This window comes from Terrisporobacter vanillatitrophus (genome assembly GCF_051148895.1).
GTDB classification, from domain to species: Bacteria; Bacillota; Clostridia; order Peptostreptococcales; family Peptostreptococcaceae; genus Terrisporobacter; species Terrisporobacter vanillatitrophus.
This window is the reverse complement of the sequence record NZ_CP154625.1, coordinates 528,662-552,055: the sequence shown is the minus strand read 5'-3', so window position 1 is coordinate 552,055 and position 23,394 is coordinate 528,662. Positions and strand designations below refer to the sequence as shown.

General features: G+C 28.4%; 24 protein-coding genes. 7 read left to right on the top strand and 17 right to left on the bottom strand.

Translation table 11 applies throughout. The annotated features are described in order from the left end of the window. The first annotated feature begins 13 nt into the window (after positions 1–13). Together TVTCOM_RS02880 and TVTCOM_RS02875 are read left to right on the top strand one after the other, a co-directional pair. Positions 14–454 (top strand): FAD:protein FMN transferase, encoded by a 441-nt coding sequence (locus tag TVTCOM_RS02880; RefSeq protein WP_434798344.1) that lies wholly within the window; start codon positions 14–16, stop codon positions 452–454. Then, positions 445–969 carry an FAD:protein FMN transferase gene (locus TVTCOM_RS02875; protein WP_434799711.1) on the top strand — a complete coding sequence of 175 codons (525 nt, stop codon included), beginning with the start codon at positions 445–447 and terminating at the stop codon, positions 967–969. The genes TVTCOM_RS02880 and TVTCOM_RS02875 overlap by 10 nt, the downstream gene beginning before the upstream one ends. A gap of 76 nt (positions 970–1,045) precedes the next feature. On the opposite strand, the gene TVTCOM_RS02870 is transcribed toward TVTCOM_RS02875, so the two are convergent. After that, positions 1,046–1,597: an NADH peroxidase gene (locus TVTCOM_RS02870; protein WP_434798343.1), complete on the bottom strand. Its 552-nt coding sequence runs from the start codon at positions 1,595–1,597 to the stop codon at positions 1,046–1,048. A gap of 365 nt (positions 1,598–1,962) precedes the next feature. On the opposite strand from TVTCOM_RS02870, the gene TVTCOM_RS02865 reads away from it, so the two are divergent. Further along, the gene (locus TVTCOM_RS02865; RefSeq protein ID WP_434798342.1) at positions 1,963–2,358 is read left to right on the top strand and encodes an RrF2 family transcriptional regulator; all 396 of its coding nucleotides are present in this window, start codon (positions 1,963–1,965) and stop codon (positions 2,356–2,358) included. Between the two features lie 75 nt (positions 2,359–2,433). On the opposite strand, the gene TVTCOM_RS02860 is transcribed toward TVTCOM_RS02865, so the two are convergent. From TVTCOM_RS02860 to TVTCOM_RS02825, 8 genes are all read right to left on the bottom strand, one after another. Beyond that, positions 2,434–2,865: a hypothetical protein gene (locus TVTCOM_RS02860; RefSeq protein ID WP_434798341.1), complete on the bottom strand. Its 432-nt coding sequence runs from the start codon at positions 2,863–2,865 to the stop codon at positions 2,434–2,436. 35 nt (positions 2,866–2,900) lie between these two features. Beyond that, a complete protein-coding gene (locus TVTCOM_RS02855) occupies positions 2,901–3,095 on the bottom strand; it encodes a helix-turn-helix transcriptional regulator (protein ID WP_434798340.1) in 195 nt (64 codons plus the stop codon). A gap of 158 nt (positions 3,096–3,253) precedes the next feature. Continuing rightward, complete coding sequence (locus tag TVTCOM_RS02850) at positions 3,254–4,657, bottom strand: vWA domain-containing protein (RefSeq protein ID WP_434798339.1); 1,404 nt, start codon at positions 4,655–4,657, stop codon at positions 3,254–3,256. 2 nt (positions 4,658–4,659) lie between these two features. Then, positions 4,660–5,787 carry an ATP-binding protein gene (locus TVTCOM_RS02845; protein ID WP_434798338.1) on the bottom strand — a complete coding sequence of 376 codons (1,128 nt, stop codon included), beginning with the start codon at positions 5,785–5,787 and terminating at the stop codon, positions 4,660–4,662. Positions 5,788–5,797: 10 nt separating this feature from the next. Continuing rightward, complete coding sequence (locus TVTCOM_RS02840) at positions 5,798–6,613, bottom strand: hypothetical protein (RefSeq protein WP_434798337.1); 816 nt, start codon at positions 6,611–6,613, stop codon at positions 5,798–5,800. 218 nt (positions 6,614–6,831) lie between these two features. Next, entirely contained in the window at positions 6,832–8,220 is a 1,389-nt protein-coding gene (locus TVTCOM_RS02835) for a sensor histidine kinase (protein ID WP_434798336.1), read from the bottom strand. Positions 8,221–8,225: 5 nt separating this feature from the next. Beyond that, entirely contained in the window at positions 8,226–8,921 is a 696-nt protein-coding gene (locus tag TVTCOM_RS02830; RefSeq protein WP_434798335.1) for a response regulator transcription factor, read from the bottom strand. A 23-nt stretch (positions 8,922–8,944) separates the two neighbouring features. Further along, positions 8,945–10,795: an urease accessory protein UreH domain-containing protein gene (locus tag TVTCOM_RS02825; RefSeq protein ID WP_434798334.1), complete on the bottom strand. Its 1,851-nt coding sequence runs from the start codon at positions 10,793–10,795 to the stop codon at positions 8,945–8,947. A gap of 211 nt (positions 10,796–11,006) precedes the next feature. On the opposite strand from TVTCOM_RS02825, the gene TVTCOM_RS02820 reads away from it, so the two are divergent. Then, positions 11,007–11,624 (top strand): GNAT family N-acetyltransferase, encoded by a 618-nt coding sequence (locus TVTCOM_RS02820; protein ID WP_434798333.1) that lies wholly within the window; start codon positions 11,007–11,009, stop codon positions 11,622–11,624. A 66-nt stretch (positions 11,625–11,690) separates the two neighbouring features. Continuing rightward, the gene (locus tag TVTCOM_RS02815; RefSeq protein ID WP_434798332.1) at positions 11,691–12,377 is read left to right on the top strand and encodes a lysoplasmalogenase; all 687 of its coding nucleotides are present in this window, start codon (positions 11,691–11,693) and stop codon (positions 12,375–12,377) included. Between the two features lie 81 nt (positions 12,378–12,458). On the opposite strand, the gene glyA is transcribed toward TVTCOM_RS02815, so the two are convergent. Next, positions 12,459–13,700 carry a serine hydroxymethyltransferase gene (gene glyA, locus TVTCOM_RS02810; protein ID WP_434798331.1) on the bottom strand — a complete coding sequence of 414 codons (1,242 nt, stop codon included), beginning with the start codon at positions 13,698–13,700 and terminating at the stop codon, positions 12,459–12,461. Positions 13,701–13,984: 284 nt separating this feature from the next. Here glyA and TVTCOM_RS02805 point away from each other — a divergent pair, with 284 nt between their 5' ends. Next, complete coding sequence (locus tag TVTCOM_RS02805) at positions 13,985–15,559, top strand: BCCT family transporter (RefSeq protein ID WP_434798330.1); 1,575 nt, start codon at positions 13,985–13,987, stop codon at positions 15,557–15,559. Positions 15,560–15,740: 181 nt separating this feature from the next. On the opposite strand, the gene TVTCOM_RS02800 is transcribed toward TVTCOM_RS02805, so the two are convergent. The 4 genes from TVTCOM_RS02800 to TVTCOM_RS02785 form a co-directional block, all read right to left on the bottom strand. Continuing rightward, positions 15,741–16,868 carry a DUF1648 domain-containing protein gene (locus TVTCOM_RS02800; RefSeq protein ID WP_434798329.1) on the bottom strand — a complete coding sequence of 376 codons (1,128 nt, stop codon included), beginning with the start codon at positions 16,866–16,868 and terminating at the stop codon, positions 15,741–15,743. A gap of 50 nt (positions 16,869–16,918) precedes the next feature. Next, a complete protein-coding gene (locus TVTCOM_RS02795) occupies positions 16,919–18,058 on the bottom strand; it encodes a DUF362 domain-containing protein (protein WP_434798328.1) in 1,140 nt (379 codons plus the stop codon). A gap of 147 nt (positions 18,059–18,205) precedes the next feature. Beyond that, the gene (locus TVTCOM_RS02790; protein WP_434798327.1) at positions 18,206–18,469 is read right to left on the bottom strand and encodes a hypothetical protein; all 264 of its coding nucleotides are present in this window, start codon (positions 18,467–18,469) and stop codon (positions 18,206–18,208) included. Between the two features lie 93 nt (positions 18,470–18,562). Next, positions 18,563–19,060: a DUF1284 domain-containing protein gene (locus TVTCOM_RS02785; RefSeq protein ID WP_434798326.1), complete on the bottom strand. Its 498-nt coding sequence runs from the start codon at positions 19,058–19,060 to the stop codon at positions 18,563–18,565. A gap of 157 nt (positions 19,061–19,217) precedes the next feature. Here TVTCOM_RS02785 and TVTCOM_RS02780 point away from each other — a divergent pair, with 157 nt between their 5' ends. After that, positions 19,218–20,216, top strand: coding sequence for an NAD(P)H-dependent flavin oxidoreductase (locus tag TVTCOM_RS02780; RefSeq protein WP_434799710.1), 999 nt, complete (start codon positions 19,218–19,220; stop codon positions 20,214–20,216). A 167-nt stretch (positions 20,217–20,383) separates the two neighbouring features. Here TVTCOM_RS02780 and TVTCOM_RS02775 read toward each other — a convergent pair whose 3' ends face one another. The 3 genes from TVTCOM_RS02775 to TVTCOM_RS02765 are packed head-to-tail and all read right to left on the bottom strand — an operon-like array spanning position 20,384 to position 23,391. Continuing rightward, entirely contained in the window at positions 20,384–21,184 is an 801-nt protein-coding gene (locus tag TVTCOM_RS02775; protein WP_434798325.1) for an acetyl-CoA carboxylase carboxyltransferase subunit alpha, read from the bottom strand. Continuing rightward, entirely contained in the window at positions 21,174–22,046 is an 873-nt protein-coding gene (gene accD / locus TVTCOM_RS02770) for an acetyl-CoA carboxylase, carboxyltransferase subunit beta (protein WP_434798324.1), read from the bottom strand. The genes TVTCOM_RS02775 and accD overlap by 11 nt, the downstream gene beginning before the upstream one ends. Further along, positions 22,039–23,391 carry an acetyl-CoA carboxylase biotin carboxylase subunit gene (locus TVTCOM_RS02765; RefSeq protein WP_434798323.1) on the bottom strand — a complete coding sequence of 451 codons (1,353 nt, stop codon included), beginning with the start codon at positions 23,389–23,391 and terminating at the stop codon, positions 22,039–22,041. The genes accD and TVTCOM_RS02765 overlap by 8 nt, the downstream gene beginning before the upstream one ends. Positions 23,392–23,394: the final 3 nt, after the last annotated feature.

Below are 23,394 nucleotides of genomic sequence, written 5' to 3'. Positions count from 1 at the left end.
GAGGTTATTATGGATGATTTTATTACATCAGAAGAATTTCTTTTTTAATACAAAAGTCTTTCAAAAAATATCAACGGAGAATGTGGATGCTGAATTAATTTTAAGAAAATCTACTGAAATCATGAAAAATCTAGAAATACTTTTAAGTTTTTACAATGATAATAGCGATGTATCTAGAATAAATAAAAATGCAGGAAAAGACTTTGTCAAAGTATCAGAAGATACTTTTGAAATTGTAAAAAAATCCATATACTATTCTAAATTAACTAATGGATTATTTGATATAACTATTGCACCTTTAGTGAAAATGTGGGGTGTATGTAGCCATAATCCTAAGGTTATTTCTCAGGAGAATATTGATAAAATTCTTCCTATAGTTGATTACAATGATATTTTATTAGATGAAAACAAGTTAAAGATAATGCTTAATAAAAAAATCAACAAATTGACTTAGGAGGTATTGCTAAAGGTTATATTGCCGATTTAATAATAGATTTTTATAAAAAAAATCATGTTAAAAGTGCAATTATAAATCTAGGTGGAAATATTAAAGTCTTAGGTAGAAAAAACATTACAGATTTGTGGAAAGTAGGCATTTATAAACCTATAAAACATAGTATGGATATAATTTGTTCATTGGATATTGAAAGTTTGTCTATTGTTACATCAGGCATATATGAGAGAGCTTTTATAAACAATAATACATTATATCATCATATTTTAAACCCTTACACTGGATATCCTGCAAAAACAGATATTGCTAGCATAACTATCGTTAATAAAAGTTCTTTACTATGTGATGGAATAGCTACTCCCCTTCTAATTATGGGCTCATTTAAAGCTTCTCAGTTTATGAAAAATCATAATGTTGAAGGAATTCTGATAACTACTAATAATAAAATAATTATTAGTAAGGGTTTATTAAATAAGTTTAAATTACATGATAATTGCGAAGTTTTAAGCTTTTAAATTTATAAATTTAAAAACTGTATTACACTTTATTAAAAGTGTAATACAGCTTTTTAAATTATTATTTTTATGTTAATTAAGCTTGCTTCCCAAAGTATCTTTCTAATAATCCTAAGAATGCTTTACCATGTCTAGCTTCATCTTTACACATTTCATGAACTGTATCATGTATAGCATCTAACCCTAGTTCTTTAGCTCTCTTAGCTAATTTTAATTTTCCATCAGTTGCTCCGTATTCAGCGTCAACTCTAACTCTTAAGTTCTCTTTAGTATCAGCAACTACTACTTCACCTAATAATTCAGCGAATTTAGAAGCATGCTCTGCTTCTTCGAAGGCTATTCTTTTGTAAGCTTCTGCAACTTCTGGATATCCCTCTCTATCAGCTTGTCTTGACATAGCTAAGTACATTCCTACTTCTGTACATTCTCCAACAAAGTTAGCTCTTAATCCTTCAACTACTTCTTCATCAACTCCTTGAGCTACACCTATTCTGTGTTCGTCAGCCCAATTCATTTCCCCTTTCATTTCTTCGAACTTTTCAGCTCCTACTTTACATACTGGACATACTTCTGGAGCTGATTCTCCTTCATATATATAACCACATACTGTACAAACAAATTTTTTCATTTTAATATTCCTCCCTAATTTTTTATATAACCTAAATATTATATACTGTTTAAGTTTAATTTTTAATTATGCTATATTAATACCACGCATCCTTCTCCTTAAACAGTTTTTTAAAATTTTTTTATTATTTTTTATCCTTCTATAATTTTAACATAAAATTTTCTATTTTGTGGGACATCAAACTGACAAAAATACACATTTTACAAATACCCTAATATAATATCTCCCATATTTTTTCAAATCCATAAATTAAATCTCTTACCACATCCTACTAGTCTAATAAAATTTATTATTTATCTTGTGTTTAATACTTGATAATTTATATAATAATACATATATAAACTATATTTTTAAAGGAGATTATAATGTATTTATCAAAATTTACAGACTATAGCTTTCGAATACTAATGTATTTAGGCAATCATCCAGATAATCTTTCTACTGTTGATGAACTATCTTCCATTTTAGGTTTATCAACTCATCATACAAAGAAAATCGTATATAAATTATCTAAAAATAATTATATATCATCATCAAAAGGAAGAAATGGTGGTATAAAATTATGGATGGATCCTAAAGATATAAATTTAGGTAAACTTCTTGAAATAACTGAGGATAACTTAAATATTCTTGAATGTTTTTCTCTTGAGAATAATACTTGCTCTATAAATGATTCTTGCAAATTAAAACCCATTATAAATGACGCTCTTAATTCATTTAAACTTACTTTAAGTGAATATACTCTAGAGGATATACTTTAAAGGAATGGATTACCTATTGGCTATCCATCCCTTTTCTACGTGAAATGCTTACATATAATTTCTATTGTTTATAATTTACATTTCTTTATCATATTTAAATCTGTAATATATCCCATAGAATACTACAAATAAATAAGCAAATACTAGCAATAGTAGAACCACCATATCCACTCCCATAAGCCCAAAAGACATTATTAATGCTCCAAATACATAAATCATCATTTCATAGGCCTTGGCTTTTGCAGCATTGCCAATTGCAATATTTCTCTCATCATTTTGTTCTATTTCCAATTGTTTTTTTATCTCAGGATTATTTTTCATAGCTCTTTCGCCTAATATATTACCCATTCCATGACCAAAAATCCCACATCCTAACCCCACACAAATATATGGTAGTGCTTTCATAATGCCTTGTGGATCTGATATGGATTTTATCAAGAATAAACCTGATCCAAGTAACAATATACCTATTATGGTCAAACTATAATCAACCCAATACTTTTTCATTATTTATACCTCCTTAAAAAATATAAAAATTATTTTCACTCTTCATAAATAAATATCTCTTCAATTTGCATATTAAAATATCGCGCAATTTTAAAAGCAAGAATAATAGAAGGATTATATCTTCCTTTTTCCAAAGAACTAATAGTTTGTCTAGAAACCTCCAGTACTGCAGCTAGCTCTTCTTGTGTTATTTCTCTTTCTTTTCTAATTTCTTCTAATCTATTGTTCATAAATAGTGCACTCCTTATTAGTTTATGTAAAGCATGCTTTACATACTTAAATAGTAACAGATTATAATTTCATGTCAAGCTTACTTTACATTTTTTATAATTATTCCTATAAAAAATGTAGCTCCTAAGATCATACTTAGTAACTACATTTTTATTCCTTATGACATTGGTTGTTGATTATTCATAGAGTATCCATCACTTCTAATATCACTCATATCTATAATTTCTTCTTTTACTTCAACTTTACTTAATTTTTTCACAGCTCCATAAGGTTTAAGTACAGAAAGCTTATCTCCTCTTCCAGATATAACCCATAAAATATTATAACCTCTTGGCACTACTTTAAGTCTTTCTTCACCTTTTCCATCAGTAAAGTATACTAATAAGTTTAACCTTTTATTATTTGCATATTGAAAAACTGGTGAAAATTCTGTTCCTCCACCTGTTGCAATTCTATCTTTCACATCTTTCACTGATTTCACTTTATATGTTCTTCTAATTTCCTTGTCACATTCTATTATGGTAATTTCTTGATTGTAATTTTTGACAATGCTAAGAACTTCTTTAATTGCTTGTTTAAATTCTTCATCACTTATACTTCCACTTATATCAATAGCTACAGCAATTTCTGCCTTATGACCTCTAAGTTCTCCTCTAAGGTCCAGTCTATTGGGTTGTCTTCTATTTCTTCTTGTTATAGTCTTCTTTTTATTAGCTTCCACAGCTCCCATTAGTTTTTTTAAGTACAAGTTCCAAGGAAGTTCTCCCTTGCTACTTTTCAAAGATTTTATCATTCCTTCCAAGTAATTGGGAATACTTCCTTTTTGTGAATTATCAACTATTTTTTCTGTAAATTCTTTCAAAGTTTTTTCGTCTATTTCATCAGATTCATCCCAAGAATCATGAGTTTTTTCTATATCAAATTCTACAGACACATTTTCATTGCTATCTATTTCTTCACCTTCATCATCTTCTTCCTGCAAATCAAGTTCTGTTTGGATTTTTTCCAAATAATACTCAAAGGTTTTATAAGGTTCCAGCTTTAAGTTATATTTCACATTTATATACTCTAATGTAATTGCGTAGGGTGGTAAGTAATCCAAATATTGATTTACAACTACATCCATTGCCATATTAATTGCTAAAGTAGTGTATTTATCTTTTAAATCTGTACCTCTCATTAAATGTTGAGATACTATATGAAGAATTTCATGCTTTATAGTAGTCTCCATTTGTTTTATGTTAAGCTCCAAGAAAATAATTGGATTAAAGTAAATTACATATTTTGCACCTTTAAAGCTAACAGAAGTTGAACTGGTCATATCAAATCTTATAACTTTTTCCATTTGAAATAAAAAGTAACCATAAAAATTATCTTTATCTTCCATTAAACTTAAACTTACCTTGTTAACAAGATCAAAAAATTCTCTATTATATTCTTCTTCCACTGTTACTTCATATTTTTCACCTTTACGATAGGCTTTTAACATTTCACCTGCATTAACTACTTTCATAGCTTTTTCATAAAGGTATTTTCTTTCTTTTTCAAAATAAGTTTCCATAATTAGCTCCTTATTGAATTATAAGCTTGAAAATATATGTCCACAAAATTTTCATTTTCTATAGCTTTTTTATATACCTCATTATAACTAACTTTCATATCCTTCATAATTCCTACCATTAAATCTATTGGATATTGTCCTAAAAACTCCACAAATCTATTTACAAGGAATGTATCATTTTCATCTTCTCTTATTCTATTTTCCAGTGTTTTTAATATGTTCATAGCACTTATATAGAGTCTTGTGTGACTTTCATTTTTTATTCTTTCTATTACATTTCCATCTAAATTTTCTTTAGAAAAAACATCATCAAAGGATATCAATGGACTATAATTAGACTCCACAAAACTTACAAACTCTTGTGCAATAACTTTTCCCACATTACCTTTTATAACATTTACAAATACTGACCTTGGTATAGTGTCTTGTTGCTCCTTGTACATTTTATAAGTTTTAGATACTCTTTCATAACTTCTTGGAGTTGCTCTAACGTCCTCATCATTTATTTTGTGTAAATACTCTGGGAATGTGGAAATAAACTCTATAACCTTCGTTTCTAACCCTGCACCTATGGCCCATTTTATCCATCCATTATAATCAGACTCCATATTTAGCCAAACAAACCTATTTTCTTGTGCAGCGTCCATATCCACAACTTGATAATCAAAATCTGAACCATATTTGCTTGATGGGTTCATAGCCGCTAGTATTTTCACATTTCCAGGTAATTTATATCCGTTTATTTCTCTATTTAAAATTAAATTCATAAGTTCTTGCTGAACTGTATGCTCACAACGGTTTATTTCATCTATAAATAAAAGTACACTTCTTCCATTATTTATTTCTTCATCAATTTCTCTTAATTTGTTGTGAACAGCATAAATAGTAGTTTTCTTTTCTATTTTATTTCCGTTAACATCTCTACTTTCATAAGACTCAACTGTTGGAAGTCCTCCTATTTCACCTTCTTTAAGAAGGTTACCGTCAATAGTAACTAAAGCCCAGTTGTTATCCTTTGCAAGCTTTTTAGCTAAAGCTGTTTTTCCTATTCCACTTTCACCTACTACTAAAGGAACTTCTTCAGTAGATAATACTAACTCAACACTTTTTAATGTATCTATAAAATTCATGGTCTCTCTCCTACATTATCTTTAACTTTTCATCTACAGCTATTTTCTTTGATTTCTTACTTCCATATTTATAAATAAACAAAATTTTATCCATTGCAAAAGTCTCACTATTTCTGTCTATAGCAGTACAATTTAGAAAATCTCGTACATATTTTTCTTCCACATTTTCACTACTTAATACTTCCTTTAGTATTTCTTTTAACTCTTCTAAATTTATTTCTTTTTGTATATCCCTTGGTAAATGTTTAATCACCAAAACATTTACTTTTAAAAATTCAATAGCCTTATCTTTATTTATATCATGCATAAGTCTTACTGCTGACTCATTACTTTTCACAGCTAATAACTGAGTATTAAAGCTTGGTGACTTAATATATCGTAGTGCATCATAACTAATTTTTACCGATTCTTCTTGCACTTTTTCACTTGGATTTTGTATATATTTAATTGAATCATAATTTTTTCTTACTGCAAGTAGCTGTAATTCCTCACTAGGATTTTTTACATACTGAATCGCCCATCCTGACTTATCTATAGCTAATCTTATTACTTTGTCTGTTGGATTCTTTATATAGTCTAAAATACTCCATCCATCATTTACAGCCTTTATCATCATTTTCTCACTTGGCTCATCTATATATTGAATTGATCTAACATTACTTTCTAAAGCAAGTTCTTTCATTTCGTCTGTTGGATTTTCTATATTTTTTAATAAAAGTCCGTTTCTTCCTAAGGCTAACAATTTCATTTTATCTGTTGGATTGTTTATAGTTGTTATAATAGAAGGATTTCTCTTTATCATCTCAATAAGTCTTGATTCTTCCATATGGTACCACCTTATATATTATTATTTTTGTGTTTATTTAAAGGCCTAATTACTTTTCATTATAATTTATATACTTTTAAAGTCAATTTAAACAGTATAATTATGTAATTTAATTGGAATATTTATGATTTAAATTTAGCTTTTTTATATTTTTATATTCAAAAAAGTAGCTACTAAGTTTTTATACCTAATAACTACTTCCTATAAACTTATATATATTATAAAGGTAAAATAACCTTAAAAGAGCTTCCCTCACCTAATTTACTTTTTACTTCTATCTTTCCATCATGTGACTGTACTATTGATTTAGTAATAGCAAGCCCAATGCCGGCCCCGCCTGTTTTTCTATTTCTAGACTTATCTGCACGATAAAATCTCTCGAAAATATAAGGTATTTCTTCCTGTGAAATCCCCACTCCCGTATCTATAATTTCACATACTAAATATTTAGATTCTCTATATAGTTTTATTGATATTTTATCTTCTTCATTAGTATACTTAATTGCATTTGATAATATATTTGTGATTACTTGGAATATACGATCTTGGTCAGCTTCAATAATAAATTTTTCACCAATTAATTCAAATTTAATTTTCTTTTCTTTCATTTTATATTCAAAATTATATGAAGCTCTTTTTAATAATTCAAACATATCAAATTGAACTTTTTGTAACTTATAGCATTCATTCTCCACTTTTGCCAGTTTTTCTAAATCTTTTACTAATGATGTAATTCTATTTACTTCCTCGTAACAGCTCTCTAGTCTCTCTTTACTTGGTTTCCATAATCCTGTCATCATGGCTTCTATATGAGTACTAACTGATGTCAATGGTGTTCGTAGTTCGTGAGCCATATCTTCTGTTAATTGCTTTCTTAAATTTTCTTGTTTTTCAATTGAATCCGCCATAAGATTAATAGAGTTTTGTAATTCATATAATTCTTTTATTTTAGTATCTTTATCAAACCTATATTCATATTCTCCATTAGCAATATGCTTAACGACTCCCATCATTTTTGATATAGGTTTACTAATATTTTTAGACAATATACTTCCAACTAAAATAGCAATGGCAAATGAAATAATTCCAATAGCTATAAATATATAATTAAGGGATTTTATAAAGTCTGAATCACTTTGGGATAAGAAAAATGGACCGTAATATTCAATCTCTACTAACCCTATATTGTTTCCCAGTTTTATTAATTCATACTTTTGGCTCATTACTTTACCATTTTCAATTCGAAAATTATTTTCCATAACTTTGCATATTTCATCCATTATGTCTTCACATAATTGCATATTAACAGCTTCAGCATCCCATAATAAATTACTATCTTTATTGTAAATTTTAATAATATATCCTTCATTCAATGCTGCCATTCCTATATTATTAATATTGGCTTCATTCCACCTATGTTTTTTTACATTATATTGTTTTTTTATTGAATCAACTATATCTTCAATCTTTTCAATTTGTTGTTTTTCTTTATATTTAGTAAATTCATTTTTTATAACTAAATTTGAAAGTATGCTAATTAGTAAAACAGTAAATATAACTATAAATGCTATGGATATAGACAATTTACTTCTGATGCTTTGTGTCAACTTTCTTACTCACCTCCAAATTTATAGCCTTTACCAAATACAGTGATTACATATCTAGGTGCCTTGGGATTATCTTCAATTTTCTGGCGAAGATTTTTTATATGTGTATCTATAATCCGATTGTAACCTTCAAAATCACTTCCAAGGGCTACGTAAACTAACTCTTCCCTGGTAAATACCTTATTGGGATACTTCATCAGAGCTAATAGTATTTTCCATTCCGACTGAGTAAGACTAAGCAATTCATTTTTCTTTTTTATAATATTTGATTCAACATTTATATATAAATCTCCATTTTGAAATGAATTGTATTTATATAAAGGTTTTAACTCATCTGAGCTTCTTCTCAATATGACCTTAATTCTTGCAACTAATTCCATTAAGCTAAAGGGTTTTGTTATATAATCATCCGCTCCAATATCTAGTCCATGTAAAAGATTTTCTTCATTTGATTTTGCAGTTAGCATTATAATTGGAACTCTAGACTTTTCTCGCATTCTCATGCAGACTTCTTCTCCAGAAATATCCGGTAACATAAGATCCAATATAATCAATGAAATCTCTTTATCTTTAAATATGTCTAAAGCTTGTTTTCCACTTTCTGCTTGATAAACTTCATATCCTTGACCTTCCATTAAAGAAGTTATGACTTCTAGAATTTTTATTTCATCTTCTACAATTAATATTTTTTCTTTTTGCATTTTAGTAACTCCTTAGTATCTACTTAATGGCAGCTTGGTTGACCTCCTGTATATAAATAATCTGTATCAGAAATCTTATATGTTTTTACCTCATTCTTGATTTCATCCATATTTATATTTTCAATATCTTTGACCACTTTTACATATCCAAAGTAATTATAATTTTCCTCTGCAAATCTAAAGTCCTCGCTTGGAGTTAAATAAATTTCATTATCCTCCTCACTCATATCAATTACTTGATTATAAATAGGAAATGCTAAAGATATACTTTTATTTTCACCATTCCTTATATTCCACTTAGTTTCTAGCCCCTCTTGAAGTACAACTATTGCTGGTGTAAATCTATTATCTTCAATATTTATATTAACTATCTGTTTGTCTCCTGATACTTTAGCTACTTCTATTTCATCAGTAGGTATTTTATAATTTGAATTTACTTTATTAAGTGTATCTAATCCATTTTGTGAACTATCTGAAACCTGAAGCTCTTCCCCAGGATTGACTACATATATCTCACTTCTTATCATACCCATCCAACATGAATAAGAATATGTTCCTGTTTTAGTTGGAGTAAATTCTATTATATTATCTCCTATTTGTAAACTTTTTTCTATCCCAAATTCTCTTGCAATCATTTTACTATTACATCCGTTTAAATCACCATTTGATGTTTTAATATTCCACTTTACAGGTTTTCCTACTTCAACAATAATAGATTCATATCTTCCACCCTTTAACCCTGTATTTACTACTTGAGTATCACCTTGAATTTCAGCTCTTGCTCCTGATATATTTTGTGAGCTTTGAGAAAAATTAATTCCTGATAGAGCTAAGGCATTATTAAACATGGAAAATCCAAGAAGAATAACTAATATTGCTCCAAATTTCATAATCCTATGTGATGATTTTTTACTCATATATGAACTTAATGCTCCAATTCCAAACATTAATGGAACTGTTCCTAAACTGAATAAAAACATAGAAAGAGCACCTTTCGTCACACTCCCTGTAGAAAGGGCATAAATTTGCATTGCTTGTAGTGGGCCACATGGCATTAATCCATTTAGCAATCCTACGAAAAAGGGACTATTATTATTGCCAGAGTTAAGTTTTTCACCAAATATTTTCGGCATTCTAGGATTTAGTTTTCTAAGCCAAGGAAAAATATTCAACATATTTAATCCCATTATAACCATAAATATGGCCGCAATTAATTGAATTAAACCTTGAATTTCCCCTGAAAAACTTATTACTGAGCCAATTCCTCCCACTATACCACCAAAAATAGTATAGGAAATAACACGACCTAAATTATATAAAAAAGCTGGTTTTATTGTTGATGACTTTTCTTTACTACCAGCTACGTTATGATTTAAACATTGTGATAAATTAATACCTCCACACATTGAAACACAATGAAATGATGTAAATAAACCTATTATAAATAACATGCCATAGCTTGTATTTTCATTTGGCGTTGGAAAAGCATTAAAAATATTTAAAATCCCAAATCTTTTTAGAAATAAAAATATTCCTATAATTATTAATATTAATTGAAAAGTGTCACCTTGTCTTTTATCTATAGTTTGACTTTTTTCTGTATTAATCTTTTCTTTATTATTAATAGAAATTTCATCTACTTCTTCATTATTAGAGTCAATAACTTTGTATCCCTCTTCATGAATAATTTTAGTCAAATCACTTATAGATATTTTATTTTCATCATAATCTATCTTTACCAAATTTTTAATATAAGATGCTTCCACATTGATAACACCATCATTATCTAAAAGTATGTTTTCAATAAGATTTTCACAGCTAACACATACCATTCCATCTATTTTAAGTATAACTTTTTTTATATCAGCTCTCAAAATATACTCCCCCTTATCATTAAGTTATTATTTAATATAATAAAAAGTTGTGAAGATTTTATGGAGATAATAAAAATCAGTTCTGTTCATTTACAGGCTGTTATTTTTTATAATAATCAACTATTTTTATTTATATTTATCTTTGTGAATTTAACATATTTATACCAAAATTCATAATCTAAAGTAAATCTAAAATGAAGAGGTTAAAATTATGAATAATATATTTGGTTATAAGGTTTCTCATTCTCAATATCCCCAGATGAAAATTATTGAAACACCCAGATTTATACTTAGACCAGCGACTTTACAAGATGTTCATGATATTTATGAGTATCTTAGCCAAGAAAAAGTAGTAAAATATTTACCTTTCAAGGCACATAAAACAATTAATGATACTAAAAGATTCATTAAATTATTTTTCATTAATAATTATAGACAAGGTAAGGTAGGTAATTATGTTATCTATCATAAGAATGATAAAAAAGTAATTGGAAATGCAGGTATCAATAATATACGACCTAAATCTAAAGAAGGTGAAATAGCAATTTGTATAAATCCTAAATATTGGGGTAATGATTATGCTACAGAGTTGACAGTAATAACTCTTATTACTGGCTTTGAACTTTTGGATTTAGATAAATTAGTAGCACTAACATATTCAGAAAATAGATATACTCCTAAATCTTTAAATAGCCTAGGATTCAAATATATAAAAACATATAAGCCTAAAAAAAATCTTCAAGTATCTCATAGATTTGAACTAACAAAATCAGATTATTCTCAATTAAAGAAAGAATACTTGCCTAAATTAGTAAAAGGATTTTATTAATACTATTAAGAACGTATTTATTATAGCAAACCATATTATAATAGTATTAAAGGGGGAATAAGTAGCATGTTAACTTATTATATAAATTTAATATTATTTTTCATATCATTATTTACACTAGTTTACTTCATATACAAACCAAAGAATAACCATGCATTCATTTTTAAAACTATTACTAGTCTTTTATTTATATCTACGGGAATAATCTCTCATATGAGATCACCAGAAGATAATTATTATTTTTTACTAATAATAATAGGTTTGATTTGTTCTTTATTTGGAGATATATTCCTTGCACTTAAAATAAATCATAAAGACGGTTCCTTAAGTAAGTACTTTGTCTATGGAGTTGTTAGTTTTTCACTAACTCATATAATGTATGTTTTGGCTTTTGTTCACTTAGGTTCCTTTAATATTATGGACTTACTAGTAGCTTTGATTTCAGCCTTTGTTGCTATTTCAGTATTAAAATCCAATGAAAATATAGACTTTAAAAATATGTTACTACCCGCAAGCATTTACTCTTTTATTATTTGTTTGATGACTTTTGAATCTATAAAGCTAGTATTTTTATTAAAATTTGATATGGGAACATGTTTACTTTTAGTTGGTGCCTTATTATTCATATTCTCAGATATAGTTCTATCTTTTATATTATTTAATAAACACCATAAAAAGTTTTTGTCTGCAGTAAACTTAATTACTTATTACACTGGTCAATTTATCATTGCTTCAACTTTGTTGTTTTTTTAATATTTTGGAACATAATAAGGGACATATCTTTCTTGATATGCCCCTCCCATATTGTAACTTGCATTATTATCTTAAATATTATTAGTCCATCAAATTATATTCCTCATATAGAGGATATTTTTCTGTAAGCTCAATAACTAGATCTCTAGCCTTATCTTCTAAATCATAAGTTAAACATAAGTCTATAGCCTCTGCAATAACTACCATGTCCTCCTCTTTCATTCCTCTTGTTGTAACTGCTGCGCTACCTACTCTTATTCCACTAGTTACATTCGCTCCATTTGGGTCAAAAGGAATTGCATTTTTATTTGTAGTAATGTAAGCTTCATCTAGTCTCTTTTCAGCTTCTTTTCCTGTTACGTTTTTATTAGTCAAATCAAGTAATATTAAATGATTATCTGTACCTCCAGTTAATAATTTAAAATCTCTTTTCATAAGCTCTTCGGCTAATTTTTTGCAATTTTTAACTACTTGATTTTGATATTCTTTAAACTCATCACTTAAAGCTTCTTTAAAGCAAACAGCCTTGGAGGCAATTATATGCTCTAATGGTCCTCCTTGAGTTCCTGGGAATATGGCCTTGTCTATGGCTTTTGCATATTTTTCTTTGCAAAGAATTATTCCTCCTCGAGGTCCTCTTAAAGTTTTATGAGTTGTACTTGTTACAAAGTCTGCCACTTCACAAGGATTTTCATGAAGTCCTGCAGCTACTAAACCTGCAATATGGGCCATATCAACCATTAACAATGCTCCCACTTCATCAGCTATTTCTCTAAATTTCTTAAAATCAATTGCTCTAGGATAAGCACTTGCTCCTGCTACTATTAACTTAGGTTTTACTTCATGAGCAATTTTTCTCACATTATCATAATCAATAAATCCATCTTTAGTTACTCCATATTCATGGAATTCAAAATATTGTCCAGATATATTTGCTGGAGAACCATGAGTTAAATGCCCTCCTTGAGATAAATTCATTCCCATTACTTTATCTCCTGGCTTTAATATGGCAAAGTAAACTGCTATATTTGCATTTGCTCCAGAATGAGGTTGTACATTTGCATGTTCTGCACCAAAGATTTTCTTCAATCTTTCTATTGCCAAAGTCTCCACTTCGTCAATATGTACACATCCTCCATAATATCTGTTACCGGAGTATCCCTCTGCATATTTGTTAGTCAAATGACTCCCCATAGTTTCCATAACTGCCATAGATACTATATTTTCTGATGCTATCAACTCTATATTCCTTTGTTGTCTAAGTAGTTCTCTTTTCATACTATTATAAATTTCCATGTCAGCTTGTTTTAAATTTTCAAACATACTATTCATCCTTTCATTTATAACCTACTGTTGAAAAATTATAAATCTGTAAGTTCCCCTACTATATATATAGCATTTTTTTAACATAATATAATATATAAATTTTCTAAGTTATAAAAATACTTCATCCATAGTATTTAACCATTATTTAGCATATGTAGTTGATATCCAATTGCATGAATTTGCAAAAGTAACAACACTATGTTATAATCAGGTTGTTAGCAAACAACTCATTTTAATTTGTAAGTTGTTTGTATATCAGAACTTAATTAGGAGGATATATTATGAATATAAAAAATAAAAATAGTGTCTTTATAGTCTCTATAATATTCACTAGTTTGATAATTGGATTTGGTCTAATAGCTCCAAACTTATTTAAACAGATATCTAAAAATTTATATAATATAGTAGTTATTAATTTCAACTGGCTTTACTTGGTAGTAATGTTTTCACTAGTAATTTTTACAGTGTTCTTAATTTTTAGTAAGTATGGTGATATAAGACTGGGTAAAGACGATGATAGACCAGAATTCAATAATTTATCTTGGTTCTCCATGTTATTTGGAGCAGGAATGGGTATAGGTTTAGTATTTTTTAGTGCAGTTGAGCCTATGAAACATTTTATAAATCCCATTAATTCACAACCAGGAAGTACTGAATCAATAAATTTCGCAATGCAACAATCTTTCATGCATTGGGGTATAACACCTTGGGCAGCATATTCAATCATGGGACTTGCTCTTGCATATTTTCAATTTAGAAAGGGTGCACCAGGATTAATAAGTAGTATATTTCTACCTATCATAGGAGAAGATGGTGTAAAAGGACCTATAGGTAAATTTATTGATATTTTAGCAGTGTTTACGACAGTTACTGGTATAGCTACATCTTTAGGTATGGGTACTATGCAAATAGCTGGTGGATTAGAATATCTATTTAATATTAAAAATACCATTTTTATTCAAATACTTATAATCGCTGTAGCTACTTTCTTATATATAAAAAGTTCTACAAGTGGTTTGGATAAAGGAATTAAATTATTATCAAATATTAACTTAATTTTATCTTTTCTATTTTTAGGTGGAGCGATACTAATTGGTTCTCAGTCTAATATGATGAGAAACTTTTTAAATGGAACTGGATTATATCTAGAAACATTTGTATCTCAAAGTTTATTTATAGATAAAAATGGAACGTGGATAGCTAACTGGAGAGTCTTTTATTGGGCGCTATGGATAGCATGGATTCCTTTTGTTGGCATATTTATAGCAAGAATATCAAAAGGTAGAACAATAAGAGAGTTTATAATTGGTGTAACAATAGTACCAGCATTAGCATGTATGATTTGGTTTGCAGTATTTGGAACATTGGGTATGGATTTAGGTGTGGATTTTGCTAGAGATGCAGTTACAGTCACTGAAACATCATTATTTAAAGTATTGGCAAATTATAATATGGGAGGAGTATTATCTGTAATAGCTATGATACTTTTATGTACCTTCTTTATTTCATCTGCCGATTCTGCTACCTATGTATTAGGAATGTTTACATCTAATGGTGATTTAAACCCTAGTAACAAAAACAAAATTGCATGGGGTATAATTCAAGCCTTATTAGCAATAACTTTAATTATATCAGGTGGATTAGAAACATTACAAATGGTATCTATAGTATCCGCATTTCCTTTTGCAATTGTGATGCTTATTAGTATTGTATCTATAAAAAAAGCCTTAAGCGCAGAGTTTAGTAATAAAAAATTTGTTAATAATAAGAAAACTTCAAAAGCTGCTCTAGATACAAAAGAAATATATTTGAATAATTTAAAATCAGATAATAATAAGTTTAAAGAAATATGCTAATAAAATTGCCTATTTTGCATGTTCCTTAACTTTAATTATATTATTGTAAAAAGTAGTTGATAAGCTAAATAATGTAGTTCACCCCAATCATTAGATTTTTGGTCCAACAATTGGGGTGCACTACACAGTACATAACTAGCAACTACTTTTTTTATTTTATTAAAAACATTGTCCTTTTCTTCTATATAAAACATATTAATAGACTTCCAACTGTTATTAACACAAGTATAATTGTAATCACTTTTCCTAAAGTATGAGCTAAATTTATGTTCCACCCCATACCTAGCCTTTTTTCTACCATAAGATTTGGATCTTCTTTGTTGTAATAAATAAAACCATAAATCCACTTTTCATCATCATTTTCAACAGTATATATATTTCTGCCCTTAGGTTTTATATTACTTAACATAATATAAAAATAAATTACAGGCACTACTATAAAAATTGGTACTATACATGAGCCTAAAGTCAGCCACATTGGTATATTTTTTTCTTGTACCATAAATAGAGGTATTGTAGAAGTAATAGATTGAATACTAAGAGTTAAAGCTAGAAAAGAATATCCTATTCCATTTAAATATTTTAGAGCTTTTTTTCTATTTACCTCTAAATTTTTATCATCTAGATAAGTATTTCCACCTATACTTCCTATTCCTATTAAAGCAAATAATAGTACCATAAATATATCTATAAAACTAGTAAAGAACACATTTATTATATTTTTTTCAGAATATCCGTCTGGTTTTCCATATGCTCCCCAGTGTGTGATTATAGTGTCTGGCATATTTTTATAGCTTAACAAAACATATAAAAATGATGCCAATGATAATCCTATACATATTCCAAATAGTATTTTAAATTTCTTTATTAATTTTTTCTTTTCCTTTGCAAGAATTTCATCTTCTTTTATGATTACTCTTATAGGTACTTGCTTTTTATTTTCATTATTACATGATTGTACATTAGCTAAATAAGTATCTTTTATATATTTAACTTTTTTATATTCTATTGTTAAAATTAAAAAGAACAAAGTAAGATATATGGTAGTGCAAATTATAATATTAGCTCCTATATTTAAATCAAATATACTTTTTATCATTAAATAGATTATAATACTTAAAAGTAATGATATATTTAATTTCCTTTTAAAATCTTTATTTATCTTAATCTTTAAATCTTCCTCTATAATTATTTCGTTTATATATACTCCAAAAAAGTATTTTCTACTACTTAATGATTGTGTGCTTAAAGCTATTAGATGTGTAAATAAAATTATCAGTATAAATACTATATAGTTTAGAAAAAACATAAGCTCCCCCCTCAGTCTTTATGCCAACTATAATTTACATTTAAGTATTTTTATAAAAATCTAAAAATAAAAGGTCTTTTCAAATCCACAGCCTTTTTAGGACATAATTCATGACAGCAAAAACATCTTATACAATTGTCCAAATTTATATTAGGACCATTTTCCTTCATATCTATAACTTTAGGTGGGCAAACCCTGCTACATACCCCACACTTTACACATTCTTTATAATTTATTACTGGTTTTCCTGCCAGTTTTTTATTAATAAAAATCTCAATATTTCTAGGTACCTTACCTCTTAAAAAACTAATACTTCTATTCGAAGGTATTTTAAAATCCTTAATTACTTTATCTTCTAATTCTTCTCCTAATAAACAAATATCCGAAAAGTCTTTCTCTATTAAATTTCGTTCAACACACCTTTGTACTGTTGGAACCTTAAGTGGCTCTAAATTTATAAGTTTACAGGCAATAACATCTATGGCATAAGGACTAGGAGAAGCTAGTAATACACCTATTTTTCTAGGTACACCTGCTGTCGGACCTTCACCTTCCATACCTACTACACCGTCCATAATAGTAAGAGTTGGTGATACAAAATCACATATATCAACTAATGCCTCTGTAAAATCCTTAACTTCAGGCATTTTAAAATGATATTCAGCCTTTTTCACCCCAGGTATTACTCCAAATAAGTTTTTTACCCCTCCTGTAAAAGTTGCCATGGCATGAGTTTTTAATTTACAAATATTTATAACATGATCTACTTCGACTATAGGCTTTATTACTGTCATGTATTTTAGTATCTTTCCATGGGTATTTTCTACTTTTATTTCTGAAGTGTCATAATTTAATTGAATATTAAGTTCTTCACATACTTTTTCTATTCCACAAGCTTTGTATACACCTTTTAAAGATGATTTTGTGTAAGGTCCTCCTGGGCTATCACCAACTATTACCCTACACCCAAGCTCCAAAAGTTGTTCCGCCACAATTTTTAAAATCATAGGATGGGTAGTTGCCATTTCTTTTGGCAATTTTTTTGCAACAAGATTCAGCTTTATAAATACTGTACTATTTTTCTTTATATACTTTTCAATCCCACCTAAATCCTGTAACAATTTTTTAAATTGGGACTTTACTTCTTCATATTTATAACTATCACAACTTCTTAGTGATACTTCTTTCATGTTATATCTCCTTTTTATAATATTCTATTTTTAATTACTCAATTAATTATATCATTTCATAATAAGAGGTTGGAAATTAAAAAACTTCTGAGAAATAGAAGTTTCTTTATTTATCAGAAGTTTTTATAATATCTAATTTAATATGTTCTAATTTTTAAAAGTAGGACAACTTTTCATTATGCCTTCCCATAATGCATTTATATAAATTTTAAATGTATCATAATCATGCTTAAATAACTCATCTGGTAAAGAAATTTGTACAGATTTAGCTATAACCAAAATTCTATTAAAAAAATCATGATACTGATCATATTTAATCAATTCTAACAATTTTAATATTTCTAATTCGTGCAATTTAGCTTTTTCCCCAATATCATACCCTACATTACTCATCATCTTTATTTCTTTCATATGCACACCCACTTCCATAATTAAATACATTATATGTGATTTTTATAATACATACAATCTATTTTGAACGACATTTTCATGGTATTTTCAACACTATTTGATAACTGTTATATAATCCTTACAATTAGTAACTCCATACCACTCACATTCTTTACAAATATCATCAAATATGTCTTCTGTTATATTGCTATACACTAAGTCTTCTAATTCACTATAATTGTAAAATCCCTCTTTTAAATTAAAATGACTAGCTACTTTTAAATCAAGTAATTTGACTTTGTCTTGAGATGAACAAAGATTTTCATCCAATTTATTAGGGCATTTTTCACAAATACTGTCTGTATAAAAAACTAACTCTACTTCTTTCATTTCTTTTTTCAAATTATTTACTTGAAGAAATTTATTATAAGCTTTAATTTCCTTTATAATATTTTCCATTTTAATCTTAAATTCTTCGCTATATCCATTTCCAATGTAAGCTCTCATACAAAGTATGTGATGTGGTCTTATTGTTAACATAAGTTTACTTTTAAGTCTCCTTTCAAAATCCAAATTTATATATTCAAAACCTTGTATTTTCCATATATTCATAAGATTATTATAGTATGAAAACACTGCGTTTTATAGTATAATATTAATTAATCTTAGTTAGTTTTAATTTTAAATTTTCCCACTATATAGGAGGAAATTTATGAAAGAATTAGTAATAGGAAATTTAATTGCAAAAGTGCCTGTAATACAAGGTGGTATGGGCATAGGTGTTTCTAGATCATCTTTAGCATCTGCTGTTAGTAATGCTGGTGGAATTGGGATTATATCTGGTGTTAACGTTGGATATGATGAGGATGATTTTGAAAGTAACACTTTAGAAGCAAATTTAAGAGCTTTAAAAAAGCATCTTAAAATAGCTAAAGAAAAATCCAATAATGGTATAATTGGTGTCAATTTAATGGTAGCCATGAATTATTATGAAGAACATGTTAAAACAGCAATAGAATCAGGATGTGACTTAATAATCTCTGGAGCTGGACTACCTTTACATTTGCCTAAGTTAGTAAAAAATAGTAATACTAAAATAGCTCCTATTGTATCATCATCTAAGGCAGCTCAAGTTATCCTAAAAATGTGGGATAGAAAGGACAATACAACAGCCGATTTAATAATTGTAGAAGGTCCCAAAGCTGGTGGTCATTTAGGCTTTAGTAATGAGGAATTAGATGATATAAAATCAATTAATTATGACGATGAATTTATTAAAATTCTAGACATAACAAAGAAATACGAAGAAAAATACAATAAAAAAATACCAGTAATTGCTGCTGGTGGAATATCCTCTGGACTTGATGTGAAAAAATATTTAGATTTAGGTGCTAGTGGTGTTCAAGTAGGTACTAGATTTGTCGCTACTCATGAATGTGATGCTCATGATAACTTTAAACAAGCTTATATTAATGCCAAGGAAGAAGATATTCAAATAGTAAAAAGTCCTGTTGGACTTCCTGGAAGAGCAATAACAAATAAATTTATTGATAAGGTATCTTGTTCAAGACCTAAAATTACTAAGTGCTATAATTGTTTAGTTCCTTGTAATCCAAAGGACACACCTTATTGTATTTCAACTGCTTTGATAAACGCAGTAAAAGGTAATGTGGATGACGCTTTATTATTCTGTGGAGCAGATGCATACAAAATAAATGAATTAAAATCAGTGAAAGAAGTTATGGATGAATTAACTTGTGAGATATAATCTATAAATTAAGAAAACTGGCTAACTCCGTTGGAATTAGCCAGTTTTTATTTAACTTAAGTTATTATTTAATTATTGGAGTATAAATTAAAAATTAAATTAATAATTTTAAATAATAAAAATGAAGGATTTACTGATTATCTCGTATACCCTTCATTTTTATTGTTTTAATTTCCCATTTTCCTAAATTTATCATATCTGTTATTCAATAATTCATGAAAATTTGTATGAATTAAATCCTCTAAATCCTTCAATATATATTCTTTTATATTTTCAGCTGCTTGAAGTGGATTTTCCTGTGCTCCATTTTCAGGTTCCATAATAATATCATCTATTATTCCAAATTGCTTCAAGTCTTGTGAAGTTATTTTCATTGCTAAAGCTGCCTTTTTTGCCTTACTTACATCTTTCCATAGTATGGATGCAAATCCTTCTGGAGATAAAATAGAATAGATAGAGTTTTCCATCATATATACTTTATCACCTAAGGCAAGAGCTAATGCTCCACCACTGCCTCCTTCTCCTATAATTATAGATATTACAGGAGTTTTCAAACTACTCATTTCTAGTAAGTTTTGAGCTATAGCATGACCTTGCCCTCTTTCTTCCGCTCCTATACCACAAAATGCTCCAGGAGTATCTATAAAACAAATTACAGGTCTTTTAAACTTTTCTGCTTGTTTCATTAATCTTAAAGCTTTTTTATAACCTTCTGGATGAACCATTCCAAAATTTGCATCTATATTTTCTTTTGTTGTTTTTCCTTTGTTAATTCCAATAACTGTTACATTTATATTATTTATACTACCTATTCCACCAATTACAGCCCTATCATCCCTAAAAGATCTATCACCGTGAAGTTCAATAAATTCATCAAATATGTTTTCTATATAAAACTTAGCATTTGGTCTATCTTTATGTCTTGCAAGATTAACCTTATCCCATATTATATTTTCATTATTCTGCATTTTCTCTCACCCCATGTAATCTTAAAACTTTATATAAATAGCTTCTTAAATCTCTTCTTTTAACAATAGAATCTATAAATCCTTTTTCCAAAGCAAACTCTGCACTTTGAAAATCTTCTGGTAGTTTTTCATTTATTGTATTTTCTATTACTCTTCTTCCTGCAAATCCAATTACTGCATTTGGCTCACTTATGATTATGTCGCCTTCCATAGCAAAGCTGGCTGTAACTCCTCCTGTTGTAGGATGAGTTATCACACTAATATATAAAAGTCCTGCCTCATTATGTCTTGATATTGCTAGAGAAGTTTTGGCCATTTGCATAAGTGAAAATATACCTTCTTGCATTCTAGCTCCACCTGATGCTGTAAAAATAATAAGTGGAAGTTTATTTTCCGTTGCATATTCCACAATGCGTGTTATTTTTTCACCTACAGCGCATCCCATACTTCCCATCATAAAGTTGCTATCCATAATTGCAGTTGCTATCTTAAGAGAATTGATTTCTCCTGTTCCAGTTAGGACAGCTTCCTTTAAACCAGATTTGGCTTGATTTAATTCTAATTTATCTTCATATCCTTCAAAATTCAAAGGATTTCTAGTTTCTACATCCTTAAATAGCTCTATAAAACTATTTTTATCAAATATCTGGTCTATTCTATTCTTGGCTGAAATACTAAAATGATGTCCACATCCTATACATACCTTATAATTTTTATCTAAATCTTCTTTATAAAGTATGTTTTTACATTTAGGACAATTAATCCATTTACCATTAGGTATATTGGGAAGATGTGAATTATCATCTAGATTTCTAGTACTTACTGTCACATATTCTCTTTTTCTAAATAAATTTTTAAGCATTCTTATTCACCAACTTATTCTCTATAAAAGAAGTATTATAATCTCCCTTTATAAAATCTTCATGTTCCAGTATTTCATATTGAAAATCTATATTTGTTGTAACTCCACCTATGGCAAATTCATCCAAGGCTCTTTTCATTTTACTTATGGCGTTTTGTCTATTATCTCCATAAGTAATCAATTTTCCTATCATAGAATCATAGTATGGTGGGATTTCATATCCACAATAAATGGCACTATCAACCCTAACACCTAAGCCTGATGGAGTATATAATTCTGTTATTACTCCTGGACATGGTCTAAAGTTATTTTTTGGATCTTCTGCATTTATTCTACACTCTATGGCATGACCAGATATTTTTATATCATCTTGTTCCATTTCTAACTCCATACCTGAAGCTATTTTTAATTGTTCTTTTACTATATCTATATTAGTAACCATTTCTGTAACTGGATGTTCCACTTGGATCCTTGTGTTCATTTCCATAAAGTAAAACTCTCCACTATTATCCACTAAAAATTCTATAGTCCCTGCATTTTTATAATTAACCGCCTCTGCTGCTTTAACTGCAACTTTTCCCATTGTATCTCTTAAATTATCATCTAAAAATACAGATGGAGCTTCTTCTAAAACCTTTTGGTTATTTCTTTGCAATGAACATTCTCTTTCACCTAAATGAATTACCTTGTTATATTCATCAGCTAATATTTGAAATTCAATATGTCTTGGATTTTCTATAAATTTTTCAATATAAACCTTATCTTCACCAAAACAAGCTTTTGACTCTAATTTTGCAGCTTCAAAATTATGTTTGAATTCCTTAATGTCTCTTACTATTCTTATTCCCTTGCCTCCACCACCGGCAGCGGCTTTTATCATCAGTGGAAATCCTATATTTTTAGCTATATCCAGAGCATGATCATAGGAAAGTATTTCACCTTCATATCCTGGTACAACAGGAACCTGTGCTTTTTTCATTATTTCTCTAGCTCTTGCTTTATCACCCATTAGCTCAATAGTTTCATAATCTGGACCAATAAATTTTATATTGCACTCTTTGCACATTTTTGCAAATTTAGGATTTTCTGATAAAAATCCAAAACCGGGATGTATACCTTCACACCCGGTTAAAACACATGCACTCAAAATATTTGTCATATTTAAATAACTATCTTTACTAAGTGGTCCTCCTACGCAAACAGCCTCATCCGCCATTTGTGTATGAAGGGCATCTTTGTCTTGCTCAGAATAAATAGCCACAGTTCTTATATTAAGCTCTCTACAAGCTCTAATTATTCTTACTGCAATTTCACCTCTATTAGCTATAAGAATTTTCTTTAACATAAT